This is a genomic window from Polaromonas sp. P1_F9, assembly GCF_056405615.1.
This window is the reverse complement of record NZ_JBFUBT010000005.1, coordinates 254,652-278,323: the sequence shown is the minus strand read 5'-3', so window position 1 is coordinate 278,323 and position 23,672 is coordinate 254,652. Positions and strand designations below refer to the sequence as shown.

The 23,672-nt window shown below is 60.9% G+C and carries 26 protein-coding genes and 1 riboswitch; of the genes, 7 read left to right on the top strand and 19 right to left on the bottom strand.

Annotation, left to right across the window (positions count from 1 at the left end; translation table 11 throughout):
• Window positions 1-80: 80 nt before the first annotated feature.
• The 3 genes from metW to AC1DYR_RS17080 all read right to left on the bottom strand — a co-directional run bounded on the left by metW (window position 81) and on the right by AC1DYR_RS17080 (window position 2,658).
• Window positions 81-692, bottom strand: a complete 612-nt coding sequence (metW, locus tag AC1DYR_RS17090) for a methionine biosynthesis protein MetW (RefSeq protein WP_477706155.1) — start codon at window positions 690-692, stop codon at window positions 81-83.
• Window positions 689-1,849, bottom strand: coding sequence for a homoserine O-succinyltransferase MetX (metX, locus tag AC1DYR_RS17085; RefSeq protein ID WP_477706154.1), 1,161 nt, complete (start codon window positions 1,847-1,849; stop codon window positions 689-691). Before metX ends, metW begins: the two co-directional genes overlap by 4 nt.
• A gap of 251 nt (window positions 1,850-2,100) precedes the next feature.
• Entirely contained in the window at window positions 2,101-2,658 is a 558-nt protein-coding gene (locus AC1DYR_RS17080; protein WP_477706153.1) for a TMEM165/GDT1 family protein, read from the bottom strand.
• 4 nt (window positions 2,659-2,662) lie between these two features.
• Window positions 2,663-2,837, bottom strand: a riboswitch (yybP-ykoY riboswitch).
• A 159-nt stretch (window positions 2,838-2,996) separates the two neighbouring features.
• Between AC1DYR_RS17080 and AC1DYR_RS17075 the strand changes: the two genes are divergently transcribed.
• Window positions 2,997-4,199 (top strand): ammonium transporter, encoded by a 1,203-nt coding sequence (locus AC1DYR_RS17075; protein ID WP_477706152.1) that lies wholly within the window; start codon window positions 2,997-2,999, stop codon window positions 4,197-4,199.
• Window positions 4,200-4,244: 45 nt separating this feature from the next.
• Here AC1DYR_RS17075 and AC1DYR_RS17070 read toward each other — a convergent pair whose 3' ends face one another.
• The 5 genes from AC1DYR_RS17070 to AC1DYR_RS17050 all read right to left on the bottom strand — a co-directional run bounded on the left by AC1DYR_RS17070 (window position 4,245) and on the right by AC1DYR_RS17050 (window position 7,715).
• Window positions 4,245-4,733: a DoxX family protein gene (locus AC1DYR_RS17070; protein WP_477706151.1), complete on the bottom strand. Its 489-nt coding sequence runs from the start codon at window positions 4,731-4,733 to the stop codon at window positions 4,245-4,247.
• Window positions 4,730-5,632: an HvfC/BufC family peptide modification chaperone gene (locus tag AC1DYR_RS17065; RefSeq protein ID WP_477706150.1), complete on the bottom strand. Its 903-nt coding sequence runs from the start codon at window positions 5,630-5,632 to the stop codon at window positions 4,730-4,732. Before AC1DYR_RS17065 ends, AC1DYR_RS17070 begins: the two co-directional genes overlap by 4 nt.
• Window positions 5,629-6,513 carry an MNIO family bufferin maturase gene (bufB, locus tag AC1DYR_RS17060; RefSeq protein WP_477706149.1) on the bottom strand — a complete coding sequence of 295 codons (885 nt, stop codon included), beginning with the start codon at window positions 6,511-6,513 and terminating at the stop codon, window positions 5,629-5,631. Before bufB ends, AC1DYR_RS17065 begins: the two co-directional genes overlap by 4 nt.
• Window positions 6,514-6,604: 91 nt before the next feature.
• A complete protein-coding gene (locus AC1DYR_RS17055; RefSeq protein ID WP_477706148.1) occupies window positions 6,605-6,886 on the bottom strand; it encodes a BufA1 family periplasmic bufferin-type metallophore in 282 nt (93 codons plus the stop codon).
• Between the two features lie 172 nt (window positions 6,887-7,058).
• Complete coding sequence (locus AC1DYR_RS17050; RefSeq protein WP_477706147.1) at window positions 7,059-7,715, bottom strand: peroxiredoxin family protein; 657 nt, start codon at window positions 7,713-7,715, stop codon at window positions 7,059-7,061.
• A gap of 51 nt (window positions 7,716-7,766) precedes the next feature.
• Between AC1DYR_RS17050 and AC1DYR_RS17045 the strand changes: the two genes are divergently transcribed.
• From AC1DYR_RS17045 to AC1DYR_RS17035, 3 genes are all read left to right on the top strand, one after another.
• The gene (locus AC1DYR_RS17045) at window positions 7,767-8,333 is read left to right on the top strand and encodes a sigma-70 family RNA polymerase sigma factor (protein ID WP_477706146.1); all 567 of its coding nucleotides are present in this window, start codon (window positions 7,767-7,769) and stop codon (window positions 8,331-8,333) included.
• Between the two features lie 17 nt (window positions 8,334-8,350).
• The gene (locus tag AC1DYR_RS17040; protein WP_477706145.1) at window positions 8,351-8,602 is read left to right on the top strand and encodes a zf-HC2 domain-containing protein; all 252 of its coding nucleotides are present in this window, start codon (window positions 8,351-8,353) and stop codon (window positions 8,600-8,602) included.
• A gap of 639 nt (window positions 8,603-9,241) precedes the next feature.
• Window positions 9,242-9,718, top strand: a complete 477-nt coding sequence (locus AC1DYR_RS17035) for an RNA recognition motif domain-containing protein (RefSeq protein ID WP_477706144.1) — start codon at window positions 9,242-9,244, stop codon at window positions 9,716-9,718.
• A gap of 148 nt (window positions 9,719-9,866) precedes the next feature.
• Here AC1DYR_RS17035 and AC1DYR_RS17030 read toward each other — a convergent pair whose 3' ends face one another.
• The 4 genes from AC1DYR_RS17030 to AC1DYR_RS17015 all read right to left on the bottom strand — a co-directional run bounded on the left by AC1DYR_RS17030 (window position 9,867) and on the right by AC1DYR_RS17015 (window position 13,057).
• On the bottom strand, window positions 9,867-10,643 hold the full coding sequence (locus AC1DYR_RS17030; RefSeq protein ID WP_477706143.1) for an SDR family oxidoreductase: 777 nt from the start codon (window positions 10,641-10,643) through the stop codon (window positions 9,867-9,869).
• 31 nt (window positions 10,644-10,674) lie between these two features.
• Window positions 10,675-11,352 (bottom strand): LPS export ABC transporter periplasmic protein LptC, encoded by a 678-nt coding sequence (gene lptC / locus AC1DYR_RS17025; protein ID WP_477706205.1) that lies wholly within the window; start codon window positions 11,350-11,352, stop codon window positions 10,675-10,677.
• Between the two features lie 77 nt (window positions 11,353-11,429).
• Entirely contained in the window at window positions 11,430-12,026 is a 597-nt protein-coding gene (locus AC1DYR_RS17020; protein ID WP_477706142.1) for a KdsC family phosphatase, read from the bottom strand.
• Window positions 12,027-12,064: 38 nt separating this feature from the next.
• A complete protein-coding gene (locus AC1DYR_RS17015; RefSeq protein WP_477706141.1) occupies window positions 12,065-13,057 on the bottom strand; it encodes a KpsF/GutQ family sugar-phosphate isomerase in 993 nt (330 codons plus the stop codon).
• Window positions 13,058-13,152: 95 nt separating this feature from the next.
• Here AC1DYR_RS17015 and AC1DYR_RS17010 point away from each other — a divergent pair, with 95 nt between their 5' ends.
• Together AC1DYR_RS17010 and AC1DYR_RS17005 are read left to right on the top strand one after the other, a co-directional pair.
• Window positions 13,153-15,147 (top strand): cation:proton antiporter domain-containing protein, encoded by a 1,995-nt coding sequence (locus tag AC1DYR_RS17010; protein WP_477706140.1) that lies wholly within the window; start codon window positions 13,153-13,155, stop codon window positions 15,145-15,147.
• Between the two features lie 128 nt (window positions 15,148-15,275).
• On the top strand, window positions 15,276-15,848 hold the full coding sequence (locus tag AC1DYR_RS17005; RefSeq protein ID WP_477688217.1) for an adenine phosphoribosyltransferase: 573 nt from the start codon (window positions 15,276-15,278) through the stop codon (window positions 15,846-15,848).
• 124 nt (window positions 15,849-15,972) lie between these two features.
• Here the strand turns inward: AC1DYR_RS17005 and AC1DYR_RS17000 are convergent, their stop codons facing one another.
• The 7 genes from AC1DYR_RS17000 to rpmH form a co-directional block, all read right to left on the bottom strand.
• Window positions 15,973-16,743, bottom strand: a complete 771-nt coding sequence (locus tag AC1DYR_RS17000; protein ID WP_477706139.1) for a hypothetical protein — start codon at window positions 16,741-16,743, stop codon at window positions 15,973-15,975.
• A gap of 246 nt (window positions 16,744-16,989) precedes the next feature.
• Window positions 16,990-17,481 (bottom strand): Crp/Fnr family transcriptional regulator, encoded by a 492-nt coding sequence (locus tag AC1DYR_RS16995; RefSeq protein ID WP_122954706.1) that lies wholly within the window; start codon window positions 17,479-17,481, stop codon window positions 16,990-16,992.
• Window positions 17,482-17,666: 185 nt separating this feature from the next.
• Complete coding sequence (gene mnmE, locus AC1DYR_RS16990) at window positions 17,667-19,079, bottom strand: tRNA uridine-5-carboxymethylaminomethyl(34) synthesis GTPase MnmE (RefSeq protein ID WP_477706138.1); 1,413 nt, start codon at window positions 19,077-19,079, stop codon at window positions 17,667-17,669.
• A 119-nt stretch (window positions 19,080-19,198) separates the two neighbouring features.
• The gene (gene yidC, locus AC1DYR_RS16985) at window positions 19,199-20,920 is read right to left on the bottom strand and encodes a membrane protein insertase YidC (RefSeq protein WP_477706137.1); all 1,722 of its coding nucleotides are present in this window, start codon (window positions 20,918-20,920) and stop codon (window positions 19,199-19,201) included.
• Window positions 20,917-21,195 (bottom strand): membrane protein insertion efficiency factor YidD, encoded by a 279-nt coding sequence (gene yidD, locus AC1DYR_RS16980; RefSeq protein ID WP_477706204.1) that lies wholly within the window; start codon window positions 21,193-21,195, stop codon window positions 20,917-20,919. Before yidD ends, yidC begins: the two co-directional genes overlap by 4 nt.
• Window positions 21,196-21,230: 35 nt before the next feature.
• A complete protein-coding gene (locus AC1DYR_RS16975) occupies window positions 21,231-21,650 on the bottom strand; it encodes a ribonuclease P protein component (protein WP_477706136.1) in 420 nt (139 codons plus the stop codon).
• 51 nt (window positions 21,651-21,701) lie between these two features.
• The gene (gene rpmH / locus AC1DYR_RS16970) at window positions 21,702-21,836 is read right to left on the bottom strand and encodes a 50S ribosomal protein L34 (protein ID WP_007862708.1); all 135 of its coding nucleotides are present in this window, start codon (window positions 21,834-21,836) and stop codon (window positions 21,702-21,704) included.
• A gap of 424 nt (window positions 21,837-22,260) precedes the next feature.
• Between rpmH and dnaA the strand changes: the two genes are divergently transcribed.
• A complete protein-coding gene (gene dnaA, locus AC1DYR_RS16965) occupies window positions 22,261-23,655 on the top strand; it encodes a chromosomal replication initiator protein DnaA (protein ID WP_457281893.1) in 1,395 nt (464 codons plus the stop codon).
• Window positions 23,656-23,672: the final 17 nt, after the last annotated feature.

Genomic DNA, 23,672 nt, shown 5'->3' with positions numbered 1-23,672 from the left:
CACCGTCTATCTGTGAAGATTCGGGAGGCTGAAATCCCGATGAGCCAATACTACCACCAGAGCGCGTCCTTGCGCCAATCCTAGCTCCGCTGGAACTTGAAGACTGCCCGGCTGGCGCGGGCATTGGGCCAGAAACGGACTTCGCGGCCGTCCTGCAAGCCGAAAGAGTCTAGGATCTGCAACTGGTTTTGCAGCGCGAGTGCTTCGAAATCCTGCAGCGTACCGACACGGATGTTGGGCGTGTCATACCACTGGTAAGGCAGCACCTTCGTTACCGGCATGCGGCCGCGCGCAACCGCCAGGCGGTTGGGCCAGTGGCCGAAGTTGGGAAACACGACGACGCCGGCGCGGCCCACACGCGCGGTTTCGCGCAGCATGGTTTCGGCGTTGTGCAGGTGCTGCAGGGTGTCGATCTGCAGCACCACGTCGAACGAGCTGTCGCCGAACAGCGCCAGGCCTTCTTCGAGGTTGAGCTGGATCACATTGACGCCGCGCGCCACGCAGGCCTGGACGTTGGCATCGTTGATTTCGACGCCGTAGCCCGAGCAGCCGCGCTGGCGGATCAGGTGGTCCAGCATTTCGCCGGTGCCGCAGCCCAGGTCGAGCACGCGGGAGCCGGGCGGCACCAGGCGGGCGATGGACAGCAGGTCGGCCGAAGGCTGCACATTGAGGTCAACAGTCGTCGGGTTCATACGGCCACCTTGCTCTGGAAGTAGGAACGCACCACACCGAGATAGCGCTCATCCTCCAGCAAAAAAGCATCGTGGCCGTGCGGGGCGTCGATTTCGGCGTAACTCACGTCGCGCTGATTGTCGAGCAAGGCCTTGACGATTTCGCGGCTGCGCGCGGGGGAAAAGCGCCAGTCGGTGGTGAAGCTCACAAGCAGGAACCTGGCTGTCACATGGGCCAGAGCCTGGGTGAGGTTGCCGCCGTGCGCCCAGGCCGGGTCGAAGTAGTCGAGCGCCCGCGTGATCAGCAAATAGGTATTGGCGTCGAAGTACTCGCTGAATTTGTCGCCCTGGTAGCGCAGGTAGCTTTCGATTTCGAACTCGATGTCCTGCGTCGTGTATTTATAGGGGGCATCGGCATTCACCGTCTCGGCTACCGCCTGCCGTAACTGACGGCCGAACTTCTCGTTCATCACGTCGTCGCTCAGGTAAGTGATGTGGCCGATCATGCGGGCGATGCGCAGGCCGCGTTTGGGCAACACGCCGTGGCGATAGAAGTGGCCGCCGTGAAAATCGGGATCGGTCACGATGGCGCGGCGGGCGACTTCGTTGAAGGCGATGTTCTCGGCTGTGAGGTTGGGCGCGCTGGCCACCACCACGGCGTGGCGCACGCGGTCGGGGTATTGCAGCGTCCAGGCCAGCGCTTGCATGCCGCCCAGGCTGCCGCCCATCACGGCGGCCAGGGTCTGGATGCCCAGGCGGTCCAGCAGGCGGGCCTGTGCGCTGACCCAGTCCTGCACCGTGACAACGGGGAAGTCGGCGCCGTAGAGCTCCTGCGTGTCGGGGTTGGGCTGCATGGGCCCGGTGGAGCCGAAGCAGGAGCCCAGGTTGTTGACGCCGATCACGAAAAAGCGGTCGGTGTCCACCGGCTTGCCGGGGCCGATCATGGTGTCCCACCAGCCTTCGGATTTGGCTATCGGCTGGCCCTGCGCATCGAGGTACACACCCGCCACATGGTGCGAGGCATTGAGCGCGTGGCAGATCAGCACTGCGTTGGATTTGTCGGCGTTGAGCTCACCGTAGGTCTCATAGCTCAGGTCATAGGCGCGTATTAACGCACCGCTCTGCAGCGGCAGCGCCTCGACGAAATGCATGCTGAGCGGGGTGGCAATAAGAGTCAAAAAATCACCTGCAGAAAACAAAAAGCCCGGCATCGCTAAAGCGAGTCCGGGTTTCTGGATGTCGTCTTTAGCTGTACTTTTTAAGCGCCCGCAAGCTGAGCAAATCGGCGCTAAAACTAGTATACCCCCACGCTCCCCCACTTCGTGTGGGTCGCTGCCCCCCGAGGGGGCCGCCCGCCTGTGGCCCGGCAAAGCCGGTTCCACGGCTCATGCTGGGTTGAAGAATTCAGTTGGCACAACGGTTGGGGAGCTTAGATAAACAGCGCCGCCAGTCCCAAGCCTGCAAAGATCAGCGCCGAGACTATGTGCACCGCACGCAGCGGCACGAGACGCGTGACGCGCTCGCCGAGCCAGACCACCGGCGCGTTCGCCAGCATCATGCCCAGGGTGGTGCCGGCGACCACGCTGACGATGGCGTCATAGCGCGCGGCCAGCATCACGGTGGCGATCTGCGTTTTGTCGCCCATTTCCGCCAGGAAGAACACCAGCACGGTGGTGAAGAACACGCCGTAGCGCGGCGGTTTTTCCTTCTCGTCTCCGTCAAGCTTGTCGGGCACCAGCATCCAGGCGGCCATGACCAGAAACGAAGCGCCAAGGATCCAGCGCAGCATTTGCGGACCGATCAGCGTGGTGAGCCAAGAGCCGGCGGCGCCAGCCAAGGCGTGGTTGACCAAGGTTGCGACCAGGATGCCGGCAACGATGGGCCAGGGCTTTTTAAAGCGGGCGGCAAGGATGAGCGCGAGGAGTTGCGTCTTGTCGCCCATTTCGGCGAGGGCGACGATGCCCGTGGAGACGAGGAAAGCTTCCATTCAAAAGACTCCGGCCGAAAACCCATGACTGCACGGCATCCCCGGCCTGAAGCGGAGGCTGTGCAGTCAAAGGTCTCGCGTGATCCGAAGACCGCTTGCACCATGTTCCGAAGGAACAAGTCTGTTGACGCAAGCCCCTTTCAGGATTGAAAGGCTGGCTACTCCCCAATGACAGCCTTCATTATATCGGCGGGCGTCCAAGCCCTTTCAGACTGAAATGGTGCACGCAACCATTCACTCGCACACTCGAGGCGCATTTCTTGCTTGTATTTGGTGCGATTACGGGAATTTCTCTGAAATCGCACCAATAAATAGCAATTTCATCTGAAGAGGAACTTATGGAAGCACTAAAACAGGGCTCGGATGCCTTGTTCATCCTGCTGGGCGGCATCTTGGTGCTCGCCATGCACGCCGGTTTTGCCTTTCTGGAACTGGGCACGGTTCGCAAAAAGAACCAGGTCAATGCCCTGGTCAAGATCCTGGTGGACTTCTCGGTGTCCACCGTGGCGTATTTTGTGGTGGGCTATGGCGTGGCTTACGGCACCCATTTCTTCGTCGGCGCAGAGCAGTTGGCAGCCAAAAACGGTTATGAACTGGTCAAGTTCTTCTTCTTGCTGACCTTTGCCGCAGCCATTCCGGCGATTATTTCGGGCGGCATCGCCGAGCGGGCGCGTTTTTACCCGCAGCTCATCGCGACCGCCGTCATCGTCGGTTTTGTCTACCCCTTCTTCGAGGGCATCGTCTGGAACCAGCACTTCGGCGTGCAGGGCTGGATCAAATCGCTGACGGGTGCGGAGTTTCATGATTTTGCGGGCTCCATCGTGGTTCACGCGGTGGGCGGCTGGCTCGCCTTGCCGGCAGTGATTTTGCTGGGCGCGCGCAGCAACCGCTACCGCAAGGATGGCGCAGTGTCGGCCCATCCGCCTTCGAACATTCCTTTTCTGGCCCTGGGTGCCTGGATCCTCACTGTGGGCTGGTTCGGCTTTAACGTGATGAGCGCACAGACCATCGACAAAATCTCCGGCCTGGTCGCCGTTAACTCCCTGATGGCCATGGTCGGCGGCACACTGGCCGCACTGGTGTTTGGCAAGAATGACCCGGGGTTTGTGCACAACGGGCCGCTGGCCGGATTGGTGGCGGTATGCGCAGGCTCAGACCTGATGCATCCGCTGGGCGCGCTGGTGACGGGCGGCATCGCCGGTGGCCTGTTCGTCGTGATGTTCACGCTGACACAGAACAAATGGAAGATTGATGACGTACTGGGCGTCTGGCCACTGCATGGCCTGTGCGGCCTGTGGGGTGGCATCGCTGCCGGCATCTTCGGCAACCAGGCCCTGGGGGGGCTGGGCGGTGTGAGCTTTGGTGCCCAGTTGCTGGGCAGCGCCATGGGCGTGGCCTGGGCGCTGCTAGCCGGCTTTACTGTCTATGGCGCCCTCAAGTCCACGATGGGCCTCAGGCTAAGTCAGGAAGAGGAATTTGAAGGTGCGGATCTGTCCGTCCACCGCATTGGCGCCACACCGGATCGCGAAGTCAACTGGTGAGAGGATGAAGCTGGGATGGAGCCCTGCGAGAGTCCTATTTCATTATTAATGTCCGCGTTGAAGGCGTTGTACCAACCAGCGGTCCAGCGACCATGGGCCCAGACCGTAAATGGCCAGCCCCGCCAGCAGCGAGCCCCAGAAAACATGCTGCTGCAGGGCGGCCGGCGCGATCTCGCTGAGCGAGATCACCGCCACGGCATTCACCACGAACAGCCCCAGGGGCGAAAACCGCCCTCCCAGGCCCAGCACGAGCAGAACCGGCAAGGCGATCTCGCCTGCAGTACCCATGGATGCGGCCAAAGCGGGCGGCAGCAAAGGGACTTTGTACTCGTCGGTGAAGAGGGCTACGGTGATTTCCCAGTCCCTCAGCTTGGTCAGGCCCGAGAGAAAAAACACCTGCGCGATGTAAAGCCGGGCCAACAAAGCCGCGAAAGGCTGAAGCGAATCCAGCATGCGGGTCAACAGGCGCCAGAGGCCCAGGCCACGCTGCCAGAGGCCTGCCGGGTTCGTGGGTGCGGTGTGGATGGTGTTCATGGATGTTTCCCTGAGTTGCTATGAAGGTTGGGAGGATTGGGCGCGGCCGGACGGGATGCCTGGGAAGGTGAATGGGCCAACCGATGCGCGCCCGTGACAAGGCCGTCTTGCACGGCCCGGCCCAGCCAGTGTTCGAAGCTGAACGCCGGCGCGGACTCCGGCGTGCCCGCCGACTCGCTTTTTAGTGCGCACCCCAGAGCAGAGTCCAGCGAGCTCCCGCACCGAAGCGCTTCCAGCAGCGCGTGCTCCGCTGCGGTGATGGTGCACACACGAGGCTTGAAACCCTGCCGCCAGACCAGCGCATACTCCGCCGCACCGGCACGCAGCAACGCGGCCGCCTCAGCCAACGCAGGCGCGCCCAGCAAATGGGCGTTGACAATGCTGGCCACCGGATACGCGCTGGCCAGCAGAAAAACACCGGCGTCCAGCGTCAAAGTGATCTCTGCGGGATCGGCGGAAGAAAGCAGGGTAAAAGCGTTTGGATCGGGCCGGGCATCGGCGGCCGTGGCTGCCTGGTGCAGCGCCCACTCAACGCGGGCGACGTCGCCCAGGTAGGGTTCGTCCGCCAGTTGCGGGGCGGCCTCCAGGAAAGCCGCGAGCGCATCGCCCCAGCAAGCCATGTCGCCCCGGCTGGAAGGATGGCGCAGCCAGAAATGCCGCGCCAGCGCCGCAAAACTCTCGCCCCCGATCAGCTGCGCCAGCACCGGATAGGCCGCGCCCAGCGCCCGTTCCGCCAACGCCAGCCCGTTGGCCTGGTAGGCCTGCAAACCCCGGCGCGCCAGCGGTGCATGAGCCCCTCCAGGCTGAAGGTGAGACCAGAGGCCGCTGTCGTCGCGCTCGCCCAGCAGGGCGTGCAGCAATGCTTGCTGTTGCAGGGCCAGCATGTCGATTCCGTTCATGCGCTCACCGCCTGCGGAGCGCCTGCCGTGATGCTTCGCGCGTGTGCGGCTTCCTCCAACAGCACCTGCAACGGCGGAATGTCGGTGTCCCATTCCACCAGCGCCGGCACGCTGCCAAAGCGCTGCCGGGCGTGGCGATAGATCTGCCAGACGTCGGCGCACACGCGGCTGCCGTGATCGTCGATCACGATGTCACCGCCATCATGATGGCCGGCCAGGTGAAGTTCACCCACGCAGCCGGGCGGAATCTGCTCCAGCCAATTCAGGCAAGCGGCCAATGGGTCGGCCTCGTTGCCGGCAAGGCGGGCGTTGAGCGCATTGACATAGATATTGTTCACGTCGACCAGCAGGCCACAACCCGTGCGCGCCACCAGCTCACGAAGAAATGTGGTCTCCTCGCGATCCGAACTGTTGAAGTGCAGATAGGCCGACAGGTTTTCCACCAGCAGCGGCCGTTTCAGCCGGTCCTGCACGCGCTGCACGTTGGCGCAGATCACGTCCAGCGCCGCATTGTTGAAGGCAAGGGGCAGCAGGTCCGCGGCGTGAAGCTCGCGGCCCGCCGACGCGCCTCGCGCAAAACAGGCATGGTCGGAAACGCGGATTGGCTCGATGCGTGCCACCAGGCGGGCCAGCTGATCGAGATGCCAGGCATCGATGCCGCAGACCGAACCCAGGGCCAGCCCGACACCGTGCAGGCTGACAGGATAGTGTTCACGCGCTTGACTCAGCACGGCCAGCGCGGCACCACCTTCCGCAAAAAAATTCTCGGAATGGACCTCGATGAAATCCACATCAGGCAAGGACTCCAGCAGCTCGCCGTAATGGGGGTGCCGCCAGCCGATCCCGCAGGTGGCAGTGCCCGTGTGATGTGAGGGGGACATGGTGAATGCTGTGCTGGTCTGGCGGGAGCGATCTAGAGGGGCTGCCGGCTACACGGCATGCCCCACCTTTTGCCTTGGCAAGGATGCGTGCTCAGCTCTTCTTTTCCATCGCCTTCATCTTGGCCTGCTCTGCGGTCATGCCCTTCATGCTGGCGCAAGTGCCCTTGGCAACATATTTCCATTCGTTGGCATCGGCGCCGACCTTGGACTGGCCGGCGCAAGAGTGCGTGCCGCTCAGGTTGGCGCAGTCGTTCTGCCCGGCGGTAGTGATGCCGTAGCACTTTTCTTTTTCCTGGGCGGCGGCGGGCGCTGCGACGAGCATGGTGGACAGCAGGGAGGCTGCAGCGGCGGCAATCATGGCGCGTTGGTTCATGGTGAAAGCTCCTGTTAATTCGTGAAGTGTGAAAGTTGAATAAAACAACCACGGCAGAATTTTTTTGTTTTTCTGTGTGGTTGCGAATTAGTCTGGCCCGCTCCGGTTTTCTTACGCGCGCCAAAAAAATTTTTATGCGCCGGACCGGATCGGTCGCCCACGCCTGCTTTTGCTACAGCAAATCGGCGATGCGATCCCAGGCTTCGGGAGGGATGCGGCCCACATAGCGCTCGACCACAGTACCTGTCTTGTCGACGAGAAATGCGGCCGGCAGCTGCACGGGCTTGCCGATGTTGTCTTTGTAGCCGCCGTCACCTGTCCAGAGCTGTACAAACCGCTGCTTCATGGGAACGGTGCGGGAAATGATGCGTTCGTAATCGAGGAAATCCTGCATGCGCGAGTCGGTGTTGACGGCGACAAGTTCAAAAGGTTTGCCTGCCCAACCCTCGTAGTTGTTTCGCAGCTCAGGCATCTTGTCGCGGCACACAGCGCAGCCGGTTGACCAGAACATCACCAGCACCACCTTGCCCTTCAGCGAAGCCAGCCTGAAGGGTGCGCCCTCAATCGTCTTGCCCTCGATCTGCGGCACAGCGGCGGGCACCATCGCGGGGGCAGGTGCGCTTGCGGCCCTGGCAGCTGCCGGGACTTGGGCGATGGCTGATGCAATTGACATCAGGGACGCAAGAGACAGGAGCAAGGCCCGCCCGTAAATTCCGTTGGGCTGGCGGCTGGCGGTTTGGGAAAACGTGTGTTCGGTCGGGCTCATGGCGATGTCCTTGGCGGTGGTGTATTGGGTAGTAGTCGCAGCCCAGCCACGGTCCTTACGCATTTCGTCCGATTTTTTCTGGCAAGGCGGCCGCGTGCGGCTAGACTTCCGGCCATGCCTACTTTTGAAGAGCAGCTGGTCGAACACCGGCTCTACCTCCTTCGTTTTGCGCGCCTGCAGCTGCGCAACGATGAATGGGCCGAGGACGCCGTGTCGGAAACACTGCTGGCGGCTTTGTCCAAGCCACAGTCTTTCGGCAACCGCTCGCAGCTCAAGACCTGGCTGGTCGGCATCCTCAAGCACAAGGTTATTGACCTGATCCGCAGCAATGCGCGCATGGTGGCCGTGCCGGACGCCCGCGGCGATGAAGAGGGTGACGAGCTCGACCGGCTGTCTTTCCAGGCCGACGGGCATTTCACAGAGCCGCCCAATGACTGGGGCAATCCGGACCAGACCCTGCAGCAGGTGCAGTTCTTCCAGGTGCTGGACGCATGCATGGAACGCCTGCCACCGGCATTGGGGCGGCTGTTCCTGATGCGTGAGTGGCTGGAGCTTTCCTCGCAGGAAGTCTGTAAGGAACTCTCACTGACACCGACCAATCTGTATGTCCAGTTGCATCGAGCCCGCCTGCGCCTGCAGGAGTGCCTGAATATCCACTGGTTTGGCAAACTCAGCACCTGATACGGCCGGCCCTTGACGTGAAACCCAACATTACCCTGTTAAGACGCACCTGCCGCGAGGCTGCGGCATTGCTGATCGCGCGGGAAGACCGCGCACTCCGTTTGCCCGACCATATTGCGCTCAAGCTGCATCTTCTGGCCTGCGACGCCTGCCCGAAGTTTGAGAACCAGATTCTGACCATGCGCGCCGCGATGAAGCAGTGGCGCAACTATTCGAATCTTGCCGAGGCTGGCTCCACCGAATTGCCGCCCGATATTCGTCCCAAATAACGCGCCGCCGAACGGGTGCAGTCGATCGCCACCTCATCGAATAAATATGGCTTCGGATTGAATCATTGCAATTTTTTGTAACTATTTTCTTTCCGCGCGCGCGTCAACTGTCCTGCCTATGGCTTTTAACGGACACATCTTCGCTTCCCGCATCAAGGCAGTCCGGAGAGAACTTACGACTCTGATTTCTTCGCGCCGGTAGCCTCTATTCATTGGTAAATCCATAAACAGTAGGCGCTAACTTATTAAGCAGGGCCGTAAATTCGGGCCACTAATAGAGCTTTATTGCTAAACACCCGCGCAGCTGGGGCGAAAACCTCATCCCGGGCTTTTTGTTGCGCCATCTTCAATAGAAGTGCTTTGGGTTACCCGTTGCGGCCTTCGAATCAGCGGGCAGGTCGATACAAAAATCGTAAACAAGCCCGGGAAGCCCCTGTTTATGCGGGCTTGCGAGGCCCAGGCAGTAACGCCAGCTGGTTGTCTTTTTGATAACTGACGCATAATATGCCGGTGCGAGTGTCACTATTCGCACACGTTAGGTGATCGGTCAGTTTCGCGCGCTACAGCGGTACGTATCAAGATTTGTTGTGCTTTCGGGACCCCATCGCTTTTGTTTTTGTGTTTTAGAGGAGTCCCTTCATGGGCAACAAACTTTACGTCGGCAACCTGCCGTACTCGGTCCGCGACGAAGACCTGCAACAATCTTTTGGCCAATTTGGCGCTGTCACCAGCGCTAAAGTCATGATGGAACGCGACACCGGTCGCTCCAAAGGCTTTGGCTTTGTCGAAATGGGCAGCGATGCAGAAGCCCAGGCAGCTATCAACGGCATGAACGGCCAGCCTCTGGGCGGCCGTAGCGTTGTCGTGAACGAAGCTCGTCCCATGGAGGCACGTCCTCCACGTAGCGGCGGCTTCGGCGGCGGCGGTGGTGGCGGCTACGGTGGTGGTGGTGGTGGCGGCGGCGATCGTTCCGGCGGTGGTGGCTACGGCGGTGGCGGCGGTGGTCGTTCCGGCGGCGGCGGTAGCGACGGCGGTTTCCGCAGCCCCTACGGCGGCGGCGGTAGCGGCGGTGGCCGTTCCGGTGGCGGCGGTGGTGGTGGACGCGGCGGCTACTAAGCCCTGCAGAACCCCATCTTCAGCCTCTGGTTGAAGAGCGCTTAAAAGGCTTCAAGACTTCGGTTTTGAAGCCTTTTTGCTTTACAGCGCCCAACTTACGGGCGCGAGCTCCTGTTTTGATAGCGCAGCGCGCAAAAACGCCCGGATCTCAGCTCTCGCCCTGGCGATGCTTGCGCGCGCGGCCAAACAAGGCCTTGTCGAACACCGCATTGGGCAGCAGGCGCAACAGCTTGGCCACCACACCCATTTGCCAGGGGATCACCCGGTAGCTGCACCCCGCCTGGATGGTGGCAAACGCTTTTTCGGCAAATACCTCGGCCTTCATCAGAAACGGCATGGCATAGCGGTTTTCGCGGGTAAGCGGCGTGTCGATGTAGCCCGGGCAAATCGTCACCACCTTCACGCCACTGGGGCGCAGTTCCCCGCGCAGGCTCTCACAATAGTTGATGACTGCAGCCTTGCTTGCGCAGTAGGCGCCATGGCCCGGAAGGCCGCGTATGCCGGCCACGCTGCCAATACCAACCAGTGTTCCTGTGCCTCGCGAAACCATGCCGGAGATGAACGGGTGAAAGGTGGCTGCAACACCGATATTGTTGGTCGCAAAAGTCCGGGCCATGACCTCAAGGTCGGCACGCACGGCAGAGTCCATGCCGATGCTGATACCGGCATTGGCAATCACCACATCGGGCACGCCCTGCGCCGCGATGCAAGCCTCGCCGGCGGACACAATGCTGTCGATGTCGGATACGTCTGCGCCGTAGACCTGGTAGCGGCTCGCACTGATGGCATGGGTCTCCGCCCAGGCCTGGACCTCGGCGGTTCTGCGGGCAGCCAGCGCCAGCCGATAGCCCGCAGAATAGAAACGCAGTGCCAATGCCTGCCCGATACCGCTGGAAGCACCGGTGATGAATACGAGTCTGGACATGGTGGGCAGTCGTTGATTGAAGAGCGTCGCGTTAGCGGGTCGCCGGTGCGTTGCTTGACGGATTGACAGCTGGTGCGGGCGTGAGAGTGGGCGTGAGAATGGGCAAGTTACCAGCACCTGCAGCGCTGGCCGCGGAACGCGGGACGAGAATGCCGCGGACACGTCCCTTGAGATCTGCCACCTGGTCGAGGTTGTCGTAGGCAAAGGTGTCACCGGTGAACTGGTCGGTGCCGCGAATCAGCAGCACCGGTTTGTGCGACTTCACGCGCTCGTCATTCAGGAAGGCATGAAGAAACTCTCCGCGAAATTCCATGCGCGGCGTTTCCTTTCCGTTCGCATCCTGGCTCGCCTCCCTGACCACCACCGCATTGCCCGTCAACTGCACTTCCGATCCATCACCGTTGGTGTAGGCCCGGTTGGCGGTAGCCGTCGTGATGCGCTTTTCCACATTAATGCTGCGGATACGCACCTGGTCAATTTCCAGGATATCGGTATCGGCGAAATGCCGGGCCTCTGTCCCATAAATTTCGCTTTTGAGCTTGCCCCCTTCGTCAAACGTCTTGACGGTGAACTTGCGCATGAAATAGTCCACGTCGTGGCGCGCCTCCCTGGCCACTTCCGGCGTGCTGAAGATCGGGGTGTTGCGCACAAGCCAGTAGGTACCCAGCGCCAGCACCCCCATCATCACCAGCGGCATGTAAATGGCCATGCTGTCCCAGACGCGCAGAAAGCGTCGCCACACCTTTTTCAGGTGCAGCAGGGCGCCGCGGTTCTTCGCCCCGGTGCTCACTGGCTGTACTCCTGAAGCAGCCCGGCATAGCGTCCGCTGGCAACCAGCAGCACATCACAGAACTCGCGTGCGGCGCCATGGCCACCTGGCGCTTGCGTCACATGATGGACCATCGCGCGAACCTCCGCGTGCGCGTTGATCGGCGCGCAGCTCAATGCCACACGGGACAGCACAGGCAGGTCGGGCCAGTCGTCACCCATGGCTGCGGCTGCGCTCCAGTCCAGCCCCAGGGCCTGCAGCGTGAGCTCGGCGGCCGGGCGTTTGTCCTCCGTACCGAAATGGGCATGGGTGATGCCGAGTGCCTGTAAACGTGCGCGCAGCACGTGGCTGTCGCGCCCGGTGATGACTGCGGGAGTAATGCCGGCCTTCTGGAGCAGCTTGAGGCCATGGCCGTCCAGCGTGTTGAACCGTTTGACAATCTCGCCCGAAGCGCGGTAACCGCCGGACGCCACAGCCAGTTCGTGGCCGTCGGGGTATTCGGAAAAATACAGGCCACCGTCGGTGAGTACTCCGTCGACGTCAAAAAAGGCCACCTTGATGCCTTGCGCGCGCAGCAGCAGTTCAGGCGGAAAGCTCAGTGTTGGAGTAAGCATCTATCGTTTCACCGCAAGCCAAATAACGGGTGCGGATGTCATATCACTTTTGCGCGCATCAGGTCGTTGGTATTCAGCGCCCCGCACAACACCCCTGCGTCGTCCACAACCAGCACGCTGGTGATCCGGTGCTGCTCCATCAAAGCCACAGCCTCAACGGCCAGCGAATCCGGCTGTATCGTGCGCGGATTGGCGCGCATCACGTCGCCTGCCTTGCTGGTACGCAGGTCCACACCTTTTTCGACCAGCCGGCGTAAGTCGCCGTCGGTGAATATACCGAGCACCCGCCGGCTGCCATCCACCACCGCAGAAGCTCCAAGTCCCTTGGCGCTCATTTCACGCATGAGATCGGTGAAGCTGGTGTCAGCCAGCACTTGCGGCACTGCATCGCCGCTGCGCATCACGTCACTGACATGCGTCAGCAGCTTCCGGCCGAGCGCACCGCCCGGGTGGGAGCGGGCAAAGTCTTCTTCCTTGAAGCCGCGCGCATCCAGCAGGGCGACGGCCAGCGCGTCACCCAGGGCGAGCTGCGCAGTCGTGCTGGCAGTCGGCGCCAGGTTGAGCGGACAGGCTTCCTGCGCCACGCTGCTGTCAAGCGTCACCCGTGCATGCCGGGCAAGCGTGGACTGTGCGCCCCCGGTAATTGCCACCATCGGTACGCCCTGGCGGCTCAACACCGGCAGGATCATCGTCAGCTCGGCGCTCTCGCCGCTGTTGGAAATTGCGAGCACCACGTCGATGGCCTTGATCATGCCCAGGTCGCCGTGGCTGGCTTCAGCCGGGTGCACAAACATGGCAGGTGTTCCGGTGGAGGCGAGTGTGGCGGCAATCTTGCGGCCTATGTGGCCGCTTTTTCCCATGCCCATGACAACCACGCGGCCGCGGCACTGCAGCATCAACTCCACGGCCTGGGCAAACTCGTCGCCCAGCCGTCCCACCAGGCCCAGCACAGCGGCGGCTTCTATTTCAAAAGTCTTCCTGGCAAGGCTTAGCACCTGTTCGGCATCAAAATTCACGGCGTCAAGGCTCATGGCTGCATTCTATAGAGGCGGGCAGGCCCCATCCTGCCGGCAGGCCCCCGCGCAAATCGTCAAGGCTGTGCAATATCCTCGGCTACCATCAACGCATGAGCGCGCTTGAACTGACCTTGCTGTACCTGCTGGCTGCTGTGCTGGGTGTGGTGGCATGCCGTTCGCTCAAGCTGCCGCCCATGCTGGGTTACCTGGCGGTCGGCGTGGTCATCGGGCCCAACGCGCTGGCGCTGGCGCAAAATTCCGACGGCGTCCGGCATTTGGGCGAGTTCGGCGTGGTGTTTCTGATGTTCGTGATCGGGCTTGAGTTCAACTTGCCCAAGCTGCGCTCCATGCGGCGTCACGTCTTTGGCCTGGGCCTGCTGCAGGTCACGCTGACCATCGTGCTGGCCACGGTGGGCTCGCTGTTCCTTGCCAGCATGGCCCCCGGTCTCTGGAAGATGGGCTGGCAGACCGCGCTGGCGCTGTCCGGTGCCATCGCCATGAGCAGCACCGCCATTGTGGTCAAGCTGCTGTCGGAGCGACTTGAACTCGAATCCGAACACGGCAAGCGCGTCATGGGCGTGCTGTTGTTCCAGGACTTGGCCGTTGTACCGTTGCTGGTGCTGATTCCGGCATTGGGGGCGCCCGCCGATGCGCTCCTGACGGCACTGGCGATCGCGGGGTTGAAGGCGGCCGTGCTGGTTGGCCTGCTGCTCACCGGCGGGCAACGCATCATGCGCTGGTGGCTCACCATCGTGGCGCGGCGCAAAAGCGAAGAACTGTTCGTGCTCAACCTGCTGCTGGTCACACTGGCGCTGGCCTGGCTGACCGAGCGCGCCGGGTTGAGCCTGGCACTCGGCGCCTTTATTGCCGGCATGCTGATCTCCGAGACGGAATACAAACATCAGGTCGAAACCGACATTCGGCCCTTCCACGATGTTTTGCTGGGTCTTTTCTTCATCAGCATCGGCATGCTGCTGGACTGGCGGCCGGTGCTGGAACGATGGCCACTGGTGCTGTTGCTGACGACGTTGCCTGTTCTCTTCAAGCTGGTACTGGTTACCGCGCTGGCGCGCTCGCTGGGTGCCACAGCCGGCGTATCGCTGCGCACCGGCCTGTACCTTGCCCAGGCGGGCGAATTCGGCTTTGTGCTGCTCACGCTGGCCCAGCAGAGCAACCTGGTGCCACCCGCACTGTTAAACCCCATTTTGGCCAGCATGGTGCTGTCCATGCTGGCGACGCCCTTCATCATCATGTACAGCAACCGCATTGTGATGAAGCTGGTTTCCAGCGAGTGGCTGCAGCAATCGCTGCAGATGACCACCATCGCGCGCAAATCCATCAATGCCAACAAACACGTGATCATCTGCGGCTATGGCCGCTGCGGCCAGAACCTGGGTCACATGCTGGAGCGCGAAGGCATCCAGTACATGGCGCTCGACCTCGACCCCGACCGGGTACGGCAGGCCGCAGCCGCAGGCGATTCGGTGGTGTTCGGCGATGCGGTGCGGCTCCAGGCCCTGATGGCAGCCGGGCTGGCCCGGGCCAGCGCCGTGGTGGTAACTTATCTCGACACAGCCAGCGCCCTCAAGGTGCTGGCCAACACGCGCGCCCACGCGCCGACCGTGCCGGTGATTGTGCGGACGGTGGACGACCACGACCTGGAAAAACTCCAGGCTGCCGGCGCTACAGAGGTCGTACCTGAGGCCATTGAAGGCAGCCTGATGCTGGCCAGCCATGCGCTGGCGCTGGTGGGGGTGCCCATGCGCCGTGTGATCCGCGTCGTGCAGGATCAACGTGACGCCCGCTACAACCTGCTGCGAGGCTACTTTCGCGGCGCCGACGACGACACCGTCAACGAGCTCGAGCAGGAGCGCCTGTCAAACGTCACATTGCCGCTGGGCACCAGGTCTGCCGGAAAACCCCTGGGTGCAGTGGCACTGGGCGCCGGCGGCGTACGCGTGGTCAGCCTGCGCCGCAGCAATGGCAAGGCAGTGGCCGCGCATGACGAAACATTGCTGGAGGGCGGGGACACGCTGGTGCTGTCAGGCAAGCCCGAGGCATTGGCCATGGCCGAAGAGAAGCTCCTGCGCGGCCGTATCAACTGAGCAGCGGGCCGCCCGTAGCAAAGAAGGGCTTCCGGGGAAACATCTCACCGCTTTGTTCGCGCCCGCAGCAGGTCGTTGTTCTTTGACACTGACGGCACAATATGGGCGCCACTCACCTTGGACACGCCATGCCTGACCTTCACAGCCTCACTCACCAGACCGTCGGCCAGTACCTGAAGAACCATATCCGCACCGTGCCCGACTGGCCGGCCCCCGGCGTGCAGTTTCGCGACATCACGCCGCTGCTGCAGAACCCCAAGGTCTTTCGCGTGCTGATCGACGCTTTTGTGCACCGCTACATGGACGGCAAGCTCCGTCCCGACATCGTGGCAGGGCTGGATGCGCGCGGGTTCATCCTCGGCGCCGTCATCGCCTACGAGTTGAATGTTGGCTTTGTGCCGATACGCAAAAAAGGCAAACTGCCCTTCACAACCGTGCAGGAAACCTATGAGCTCGAATATGGAAGCGCCACCGTGGAGCTGCATACCGATGCGGTCAAATCCGGCGACCGGGTGCTGCTGATCGACGACCTGATTGCCACGGGCGGCACCATGATGGCCGGCAAGAAACTGCTGGAGAAGTTGGGCGCCACCGTCACCGAAGGTGCGGCGATTGTTGACCTGCCCGAACTCGGTGGGTCAGAAAAATTGCGGGCAGCAGGGCTGCCGCTGTTCACCTTGATTGACTTTTCGGGGCATTGAACGACGGGATGCCGTTCTGAAAACTGCCCGGGGAGAACGAGTTCAGCTACGAAAATAGTAGCTGCTTGCGCCCGCCCTCATTGGGTTGGAAGCCAATTTGTCTTAAATCTGAAGCCGGCTCGACCTAGTTGAGATCGCCGTACTGCGTGCTGCTCAGCGCTGGTGACGTGCTGAATTCCGGTGGCATTTCGGTGTCTTCAAAGCCCGTCAACAGGGTGTATGAACGTGAGCGCGGGCCGCTTTGCACTTTGACCCCTTTTTCCGGCGCAACTGCCGTGCCTTGCGCGGACGCAGCAACCAAAGCTTGTTTGAAGGCGGCAACCTCGTCGGCCTGGATAGGCTCATAGCGCGGTGTTGCGGGTTTAACGGGTGCGCGGGTTTCTACATTGGCTTCGGCGTGTACTACAGCGGGTGCCTGTACAACAGGTGCTTGCACGGCCTGCGGAGGCGTCGGGGCCTGTTTGACCGCGACCGCCATTTCCTCCAGGCGCCAGTACACAGCGGGTACCGTGATCTCAAAGCGCGCTTTGGCGTGCTGTGTGATCGATGCCTCAATTCCACTCAATTGCTCGGACGTACCGCCAAATGCTTTTGCCAGGTCCATCATGACCAGGAATTCATTGCCGCTCTGGTCGAGCGAAAGAACTTTGAATTTGTAGCTGGCCGAGAGCACGCCGGAGCGGGTCATGGCCTCACGAATTGCTACGTACAACTGCTCGCGGCGGGCGTGACGCTTGAGCTTGCCGGAATCGGCGGGAGCAGGTTGTTCGGGGGAGAGTCGCTGGGGTACGGACGTAGCGCCTTTGTCACGTGCGGCGGACGCGCGTTTTTGTTCGTCATTCGCAGCCGCACCGGCTTGCTGCGGTTTGTCGGAAAACCAGTTTAAAAAAGACATGGCAATGTTCTCGTGATGAATCTTGATTTTCCGTCAATGCGCGGAGTGAATCTGTAAGCAATAGCGCAAACGGTTCAGCTGTTGTTTAGCAGCAAATCCTGTGGCCGACTTTATCGAAACACCCATGCAACTGTCTGGTAAAAAATCACGCCCGTCACGTTTTTGAGAACGCCTGTGACGCCCGAAAGTATTACGGCAGGAGTCAGTTGTCTGATGATGCCGGTGCACCCGACAGAGGTGTGATGCTCAGGTCACGGCGACGCGCTTGGGACGGTTATAAAGTCGTTTGGCCATGACCGACCCCATTGCCATGGTCAGCTCCAGTGCAATGGGGCTGTGACGGTTTGCCAGTTCGAGGAACCGCATCGGGGTGAGGCACCACAGCTTGCAGGGCGTCGACGCATGCACCGTGGCACTGCGCGGCATGTGCGAGAAGAACGCGCCTTCACCGAGCACGGTACCTGCACCCACCAGTGCCATTCGCACGCGGGCCTTTTCATCTTCGTAATGAACGCTGAGTGTGCCGCTTTCCACAAAATACAGCGTGCGGTCCAGCGCACCCTGTTCCATCAGCACCTGGCCACTGTTGAGGGCGAAGGGCTGCATGTAGCTGGCCAGGATGTCCCAATGCGGCTGGTTGAATTGACAGCGCAATGCGTCACTGGCGTGGCAGTGAAGAATGGCCTGGGCAAGGCCCTGGATGTCAAAACGAATGGCGGCAGGTAGTGGAGCGTTCATAGTGGGACGGAAGATACCTTCGCACTACATAGCCCGCAAGAGACGTTAACGGCCCCTTACACCTGATACAGGAAATCCGGAGTTGTAATTTCCCCTCGACAGAACCCCATTTTTGACTGTTTTGGTGCGTTTTTCGCGGCTCGGCGCCGCTTGTCCCCAGACGGGGCCCGCCTGTCGTCGGTTTACTACTTTCCAATACAGAATCTGGAGAAAATTTCGCCCAACAAGTCATTTGGCGTGAATGCACCGGTGATCTCGCTGAGGTGAAGTTGCGCCTGGCGCAAATCTTCGGCCAGCAGGTCCAGGGCAGGGTGCCCCGCGCGAATCTGCGCATGGGCTCTCCCGAGTTGTTCTGCGACCTGGTGCAGGGCACGCACATGGCGTTCGCGGGCCATGAACACACCTTCGGGTGCGGATTGCCAGCCCACGACCTGCAGCAGTTGCCCGCGCAGCGCCTGCAGGCCGTCGCCGGTTTTGGCGGAGATCAGAACGCCGCCGCTGATTGTGCCCAGCACGTCCGCGGCAGCCGCGTCCGACTTGTTCCAGACGTCGATGATGGGCGTGTTGCGCGGCAGCTCGCGGCTCAATACTTCTGCGATGTGTGCGTCGGCGGCCAGGTAATCGGCGGCATGCCGGGTCAGGTCATGCAGGAAGAGCACCGCGTCGGCACTGGCGATTTCAGCCCACGCGCGTTCGACGCCGATTTTTTCCACTTCATCGAGCGCGTCGCGCAGGCCAGCGGTGTCCACCACGTGCAGCGGAACGCCTTCAATCTGGATCAGCTGCGAAACCTTGTCGCGTGTGGTGCCGGCAATCGGCGTGACGATGGCGAGTTCGGCACCGGCCAGCGCATTGAGCAGCGAACTTTTGCCGGCGTTCGGCTGGCCAGCGATCACCACCTTGATGCCTTCGCGCAGCAAGGCGCCCTGCACCGCGCGCTGCATCACGCCGGCCAGCGTCACCTGCAAGCGCTCAAGCTGGCCCTGCGCGTCTGCCTTCTGCAGGAAGTCGATGTCTTCCTCGGGGAAGTCCAGCGTGGCTTCGACCAGCATGCGCAGATGGATCAGCTGCTCCAGCAACGTGTTGACCGCCAGCGAGAATTCACCCGACATTGAACGCGCGGCAGATCGCGCGGCGGTTTCGGTGCTCGCGTCGATGAGGTCCGCAATCGCCTCGGCCTGCGCCAGGTCGATCTTGTCGTTGAGGAAGGCACGCTCGGTGAACTCGCCCGGCTGCGCCACGCGCAGCCCCGGTACCGCCGCCGAGCCTGTCATCGGGTTGAGTGCCGCACCGGCCTCAAGGCATCGCGCCAGCAACAGCTGCAGCACGACAGGGCCGCCGTGCGCTTGCAGCTCCAGCACGTCTTCGCCGGTATAGGAATGAGGCGCCGGGAAATGCAGGGCGAGGCCCTGGTCGATGGCGATCCCTTGCGCATCCCTGAAGGGAAGATAGGTCGCCTGGCGCGGCTGCAGCTGGCGACCGCAAATCGCTTCCACAACGGGCGCGATGTGCTTGCCGGACACCCGCACTATGCCCACCGCACCGCGCCCGGGCGCGGTGGCGATGGCAACGATGGGGTCGTGGTGTCGGGCCAGCATGGTGGTAGATGTTAAGGGGCAAACCGGATATTGGCGCTATGGCAGAGAGCGCCGCAGCCAAAGTCGGTTTCCCAAGAAAAAGGGCCGCGAAGCGGCCCAGTTTTTATTCCGTGTCCGCCTTATTTGAACTTCGGCAGATTGAACTGAGGCGGCACACCCATACGGGTATTGATGATCCACTGCTGGGTGATGGACAGAATGTTGTTGGTAATCCAGTACAGCACCAGGCCGGCCGGGAAGAAGAAGAACATCACGCTGAAGATCAGCGGCATGAACCACATCAGCTTGGCCTGCATCGGATCCGGCGGAGCGGGATTCAGCGCCGTTTGCAGCATGGTAGTCAAGGTCATCAGGACGGGCAGGATGAAGAACGGATCCGGCGCCGAGAGGTCATGGATCCACAAGACCCAGGGTGCATTGCGCATTTCAACGCTGGACAGCAGCACCCAGTACAGCGCGATGAACACGGGGATCTGGATCATGATCGGGAAGCAGCCGCCCATCGGGTTGACTTTTTCTTCCTTGTAGATTTTCATCATCGCCTGCTGCATTTCCTGCGGCTTGTCTTTCAGGCGCTCACGCATTTCCATGATCTTCGGATTGATCGCCTTCATCTTGGCCATGCTGGCATACGCCTTCGCATTGAGCCAGTAGAACGCGATTTTCAGCAGCAGTACCAGCGCCACGATGGACCAGCCCCAGTTATGGATGAAGCCGTGCAGCTTGTCGAGCAGCCAGTACAGCGGCTTGGCCAGGATGGTCAACCAGCCGTAGTCCTTCACCAGCTCCAGGCCTGGTGCAATGGCTTCCAGTGTTTTTTCTTCCTGCGGGCCGACGAAAAATCTCGCCTCGACCGACTTGGTCGTGCCTGCTGCGATGGTGTCCAGCGGCGTGATCAGGCCCACGGCATACAGGTTGTTGTCTACCTTGCGGAAAAACAGGTCGCGCTTGAGTCCGTCAGGCACGATCCACGCCGTTGCAAAGTAATGCTGCACCATGGCCACATACCCATTGGTCGCCTGCTTTTCAACGTCGACCTTGTTGTTCTCAATGTCCTTGAATTCAACCTTCTGGTATTTTTTCGCTTCGGTGTAAATCGCCGGACCGGTAAAGGTGGAATAGAACGAAGACTCGCCCGGCGGCTTGTTGCCGTCACGCACGAGTTGCATGTACAACTGCGGAGACACCGCTGCAGTGCCGGCGTTGACAATGTCATGGCGTACGGCGATGTCGTAAGCGCCGCGTTTGAGTGTGTAGGTTTTGACCAGCTTGACGCCGCCGACTTCCGCCGACTCAAATTTGACCTGAAGCTCGTCCTGGCCGTCTTTCAAAGCCCGGTCGCCAGCAACCACTGCCATGGGCGTTTTGTGGGTCGGCAGCGCATTGCTGCCAATCAACCCGGTTTGCGCCACATAAACGCGGTTTGCGCTTTCATCCATCAGGACAAAGCCTTCATCCTTGTGCACCTGGTCCTTGTATTTGACGAATGCCGAGTGCACCAGGGTGCCGCCCTCGCTGTCAAAGGTCAGCGTGAGCACATCGGTGTTCACAACGAAGCGTTCTTTGGCGGTCGACGGGGCTATAGATGGAGCGCCTGCAGGCACAACACCAGGCGCGCCTGGCGTTGCATTCGCGGCCTGCGGTGTGGGCACAGAAGAAGCCGTCGAGCTGGCAGCAACAGGTGCGGAGGCGGCAGAACCCGCAGCTGGCGCCTTGGCGCTTTGCGTCGCAGACGGGAAAAAGGTCGCCTTGTGGCCGTTGTAAACCTGCCATTGGTCCCATAAAAGGACCATGGAAAAACCAAAAATCACCCACAGGATGGTGCGGCGGATGTCGTTCATGACGGCGTCTTTTTAGAAGGGGTGGAGGCCACGGGGGTGGCCAGGCGGGAAAAGAGGGGAGCGGGCGGCACCGGGTCGTGCCCGCCATCGCACCAGGGATGGCAGCGTACCAGCCGGCGCAAAGTGAGGTAGCTGCCGACTGTTGCGCCGTGCTGCTGCAGGGCCTGCAGTGAATAGGCCGAACAGGTCGGCTCAAACCGGCAGGCAGAGCCCAGCCATGGGCTGAGCAACAAACGATAGCCCTTGACCAGGCCAATCAACAGGGTTTGCGGCAAACGGAAAAGACGTGCCAGCGCGGCAAAAACAGGGCTCATGGCGCCTTGGCTCCTGCCTGCATCAGCGCCAGCACTTCGGTGCGTACCGCCAGCTTGAGCTGTTCGGACGTCGCGCTGATGAATTCCTTGCGCGAAAAATCACGCCGCAAGCGGACCACAAAAGCAGCCTGAGGATACTGATGCGAAAAATCAGCGCTCACGGTGTAGATCTGTCGTTTGATGGCGTTACGTGTGACGGCGCGTTTGGCCCAGCGTTTGGGAACCATGGCCCCAAGCCAGACATCCTGTACGGGAAACAGCGGCTTTGCCGCGATCACATCAGCCAGCTTGCCTGGCTCAGCTTGCACGGGCTTTGCGTCCAGCGCATTGCGGTGCAATGCGAAGTGCGTTGTCTTTGCAACAATGGAGCCGGCAAGAACTGCCTGGAACTGGGGTCGGGTTTGAAGCCGTTGCACGAGCGCCAGGCGTCAGTTTAAAAAACTGCGAATGGCCAGCAGAAAACAGGCTTATACAGCCAGGCGCTTGCGGCCTTTGGCGCGGCGTGCAGCAATCACTGCGCGGCCGCCACGCGTTTTCATGCGGGTCAGGAAGCCGTGCGTACGAGCGCGTTTGACTTTGGATGGTTGGTATGTGCGTTTCATGATTGAGTCCTACTAGCCGGTCAGCTACAAAGCTTTCCCCTTTGCCGTTACCTTGCCTTAGTTATAAGACACACTGCTTTGGGCGATTCGAATGATCTTGGTGGCCGTACAACACAACCATCTCTGCAAGTCTTCAAGGCAGGCAAAACCCGCCGCGAATCAGGGAAACCCATGATTATCGCAGATTTCCTAACGCTGGCAACAAGTTAGCCTGCCCATTTGGGGTAAAGGCTGAGATGCGGAGAACCGGGTCGCTACATACCCCAAACCAGTGCCGAAAATAGGTTGAAACCCGGATCAATTTTTTTGTGGATAACTCCCCGCCCGGACTACAATTGCCGGTGCTCAAAATTAACAATATCCACAAGCAGCTCACCGCTGCCGGGCGCCTCTTGCCAGGCCAGCAACCCAGCCAAAACCAGCCATGAGTGAGGCATCCGTCCAAAATCTGAACCAGGACTTGTGGCAGAGCTGCGTCGACCACCTGGCCCAGGAATTACCTGAACAACAGTTCAATACCTGGATCCGCCCCCTGCTGGTCGAGGTCGCTCCCGACCTCACCAAAGTCACCGTTTTGGTGGGTAACCGGTTCAAACTGGACTGGGTTCGCGCCCAATATGCCGGCCGTATTTCGGCCCTGCTTGAGAAAATTTCCGGGCAAAGCATACCCCTTGAGTTAGCACTTGCTCCGCGCGAAGCGCCCGCCAAATCTTCATCTCTGGTTCGCAGCTTTGAAGGCTCCGGTGTTCCTGAGCCCGTCGGCCTGGGTGTTCCCGAAGAAGCCGCCGGCGCGCCGTTCAAGAATCGGCTCAACAGCGCGCTGACCTTCGACACCCTGATTGAAGGCACGGCCAACCGCATGGGCCGGGCCGCCGCGCTGCATGTTTCCAGCAGTCTGGGCCAGCTTTACAACCCGCTTTTTATCTACGGCGGCGTCGGTTTGGGCAAGACCCATTTGATGCACGCCATCGGCAATAAATTGCTGTCGGACAACCCCGCCGCCAAAGTTCTCTACATCCATGCTGAACAATTTGTTTCAGATGTGGTTAAAGCTTACCAACGCAAGACTTTTGATGAATTCAAGGAGCGTTATCACTCCCTGGATTTATTGCTGATTGACGACGTCCAGTTCTTCGCCAACAAAGACCGCACCCAGGAAGAGTTTTTCAACGCTTTCGAGGCCTTGCTGACCAAAAAGTCGCACATCGTGATGACCAGCGACACTTATCCCAAGGGCCTGACGGATATCCACGAACGCCTGGTGTCGCGCTTTGATTCCGGCCTCACCGTCGCCATCGAACCGCCCGAGCTCGAAATGCGCGTCGCCATCCTGATCCGCAAGGCCGAAGCCGAAGGCGCCTCCATGCCCGAAGAAGTCGCCTTCTTCGTCGCCAAGAACGTCCGCTCCAACGTGCGTGAGCTCGAAGGCGCCCTGCGCAAGATCCTGGCGTACTCACGCTTCAATCTCAAGGAAATCTCCATCCAGCTGGCCCGTGAGGCCCTGCGTGACCTGCTTTCCATCCAGAACCGGCAGATCAGCGTCGAGAACATCCAGAAGACTGTCGCCGACTATTACAAGATCAAGGTCGCTGACATGTATTCCAAGAAGCGGCCAGCCAGCATTGCGCGGCCGCGGCAGATTGCCATGTACCTGGCCAAGGAACTCACGCAAAAGAGCCTCCCGGAGATCGGTGAGCTCTTTGGCGGGCGTGACCACACCACCGTGCTGCACGCCGTGCGCAAGATGTCTGCCGAGCGCCAGCAAATGACAGAGCTCAACCAGCAGCTGCATGTGCTTGAACAGACCCTGAAAGGCTGAGGAACAGCATCCATGCG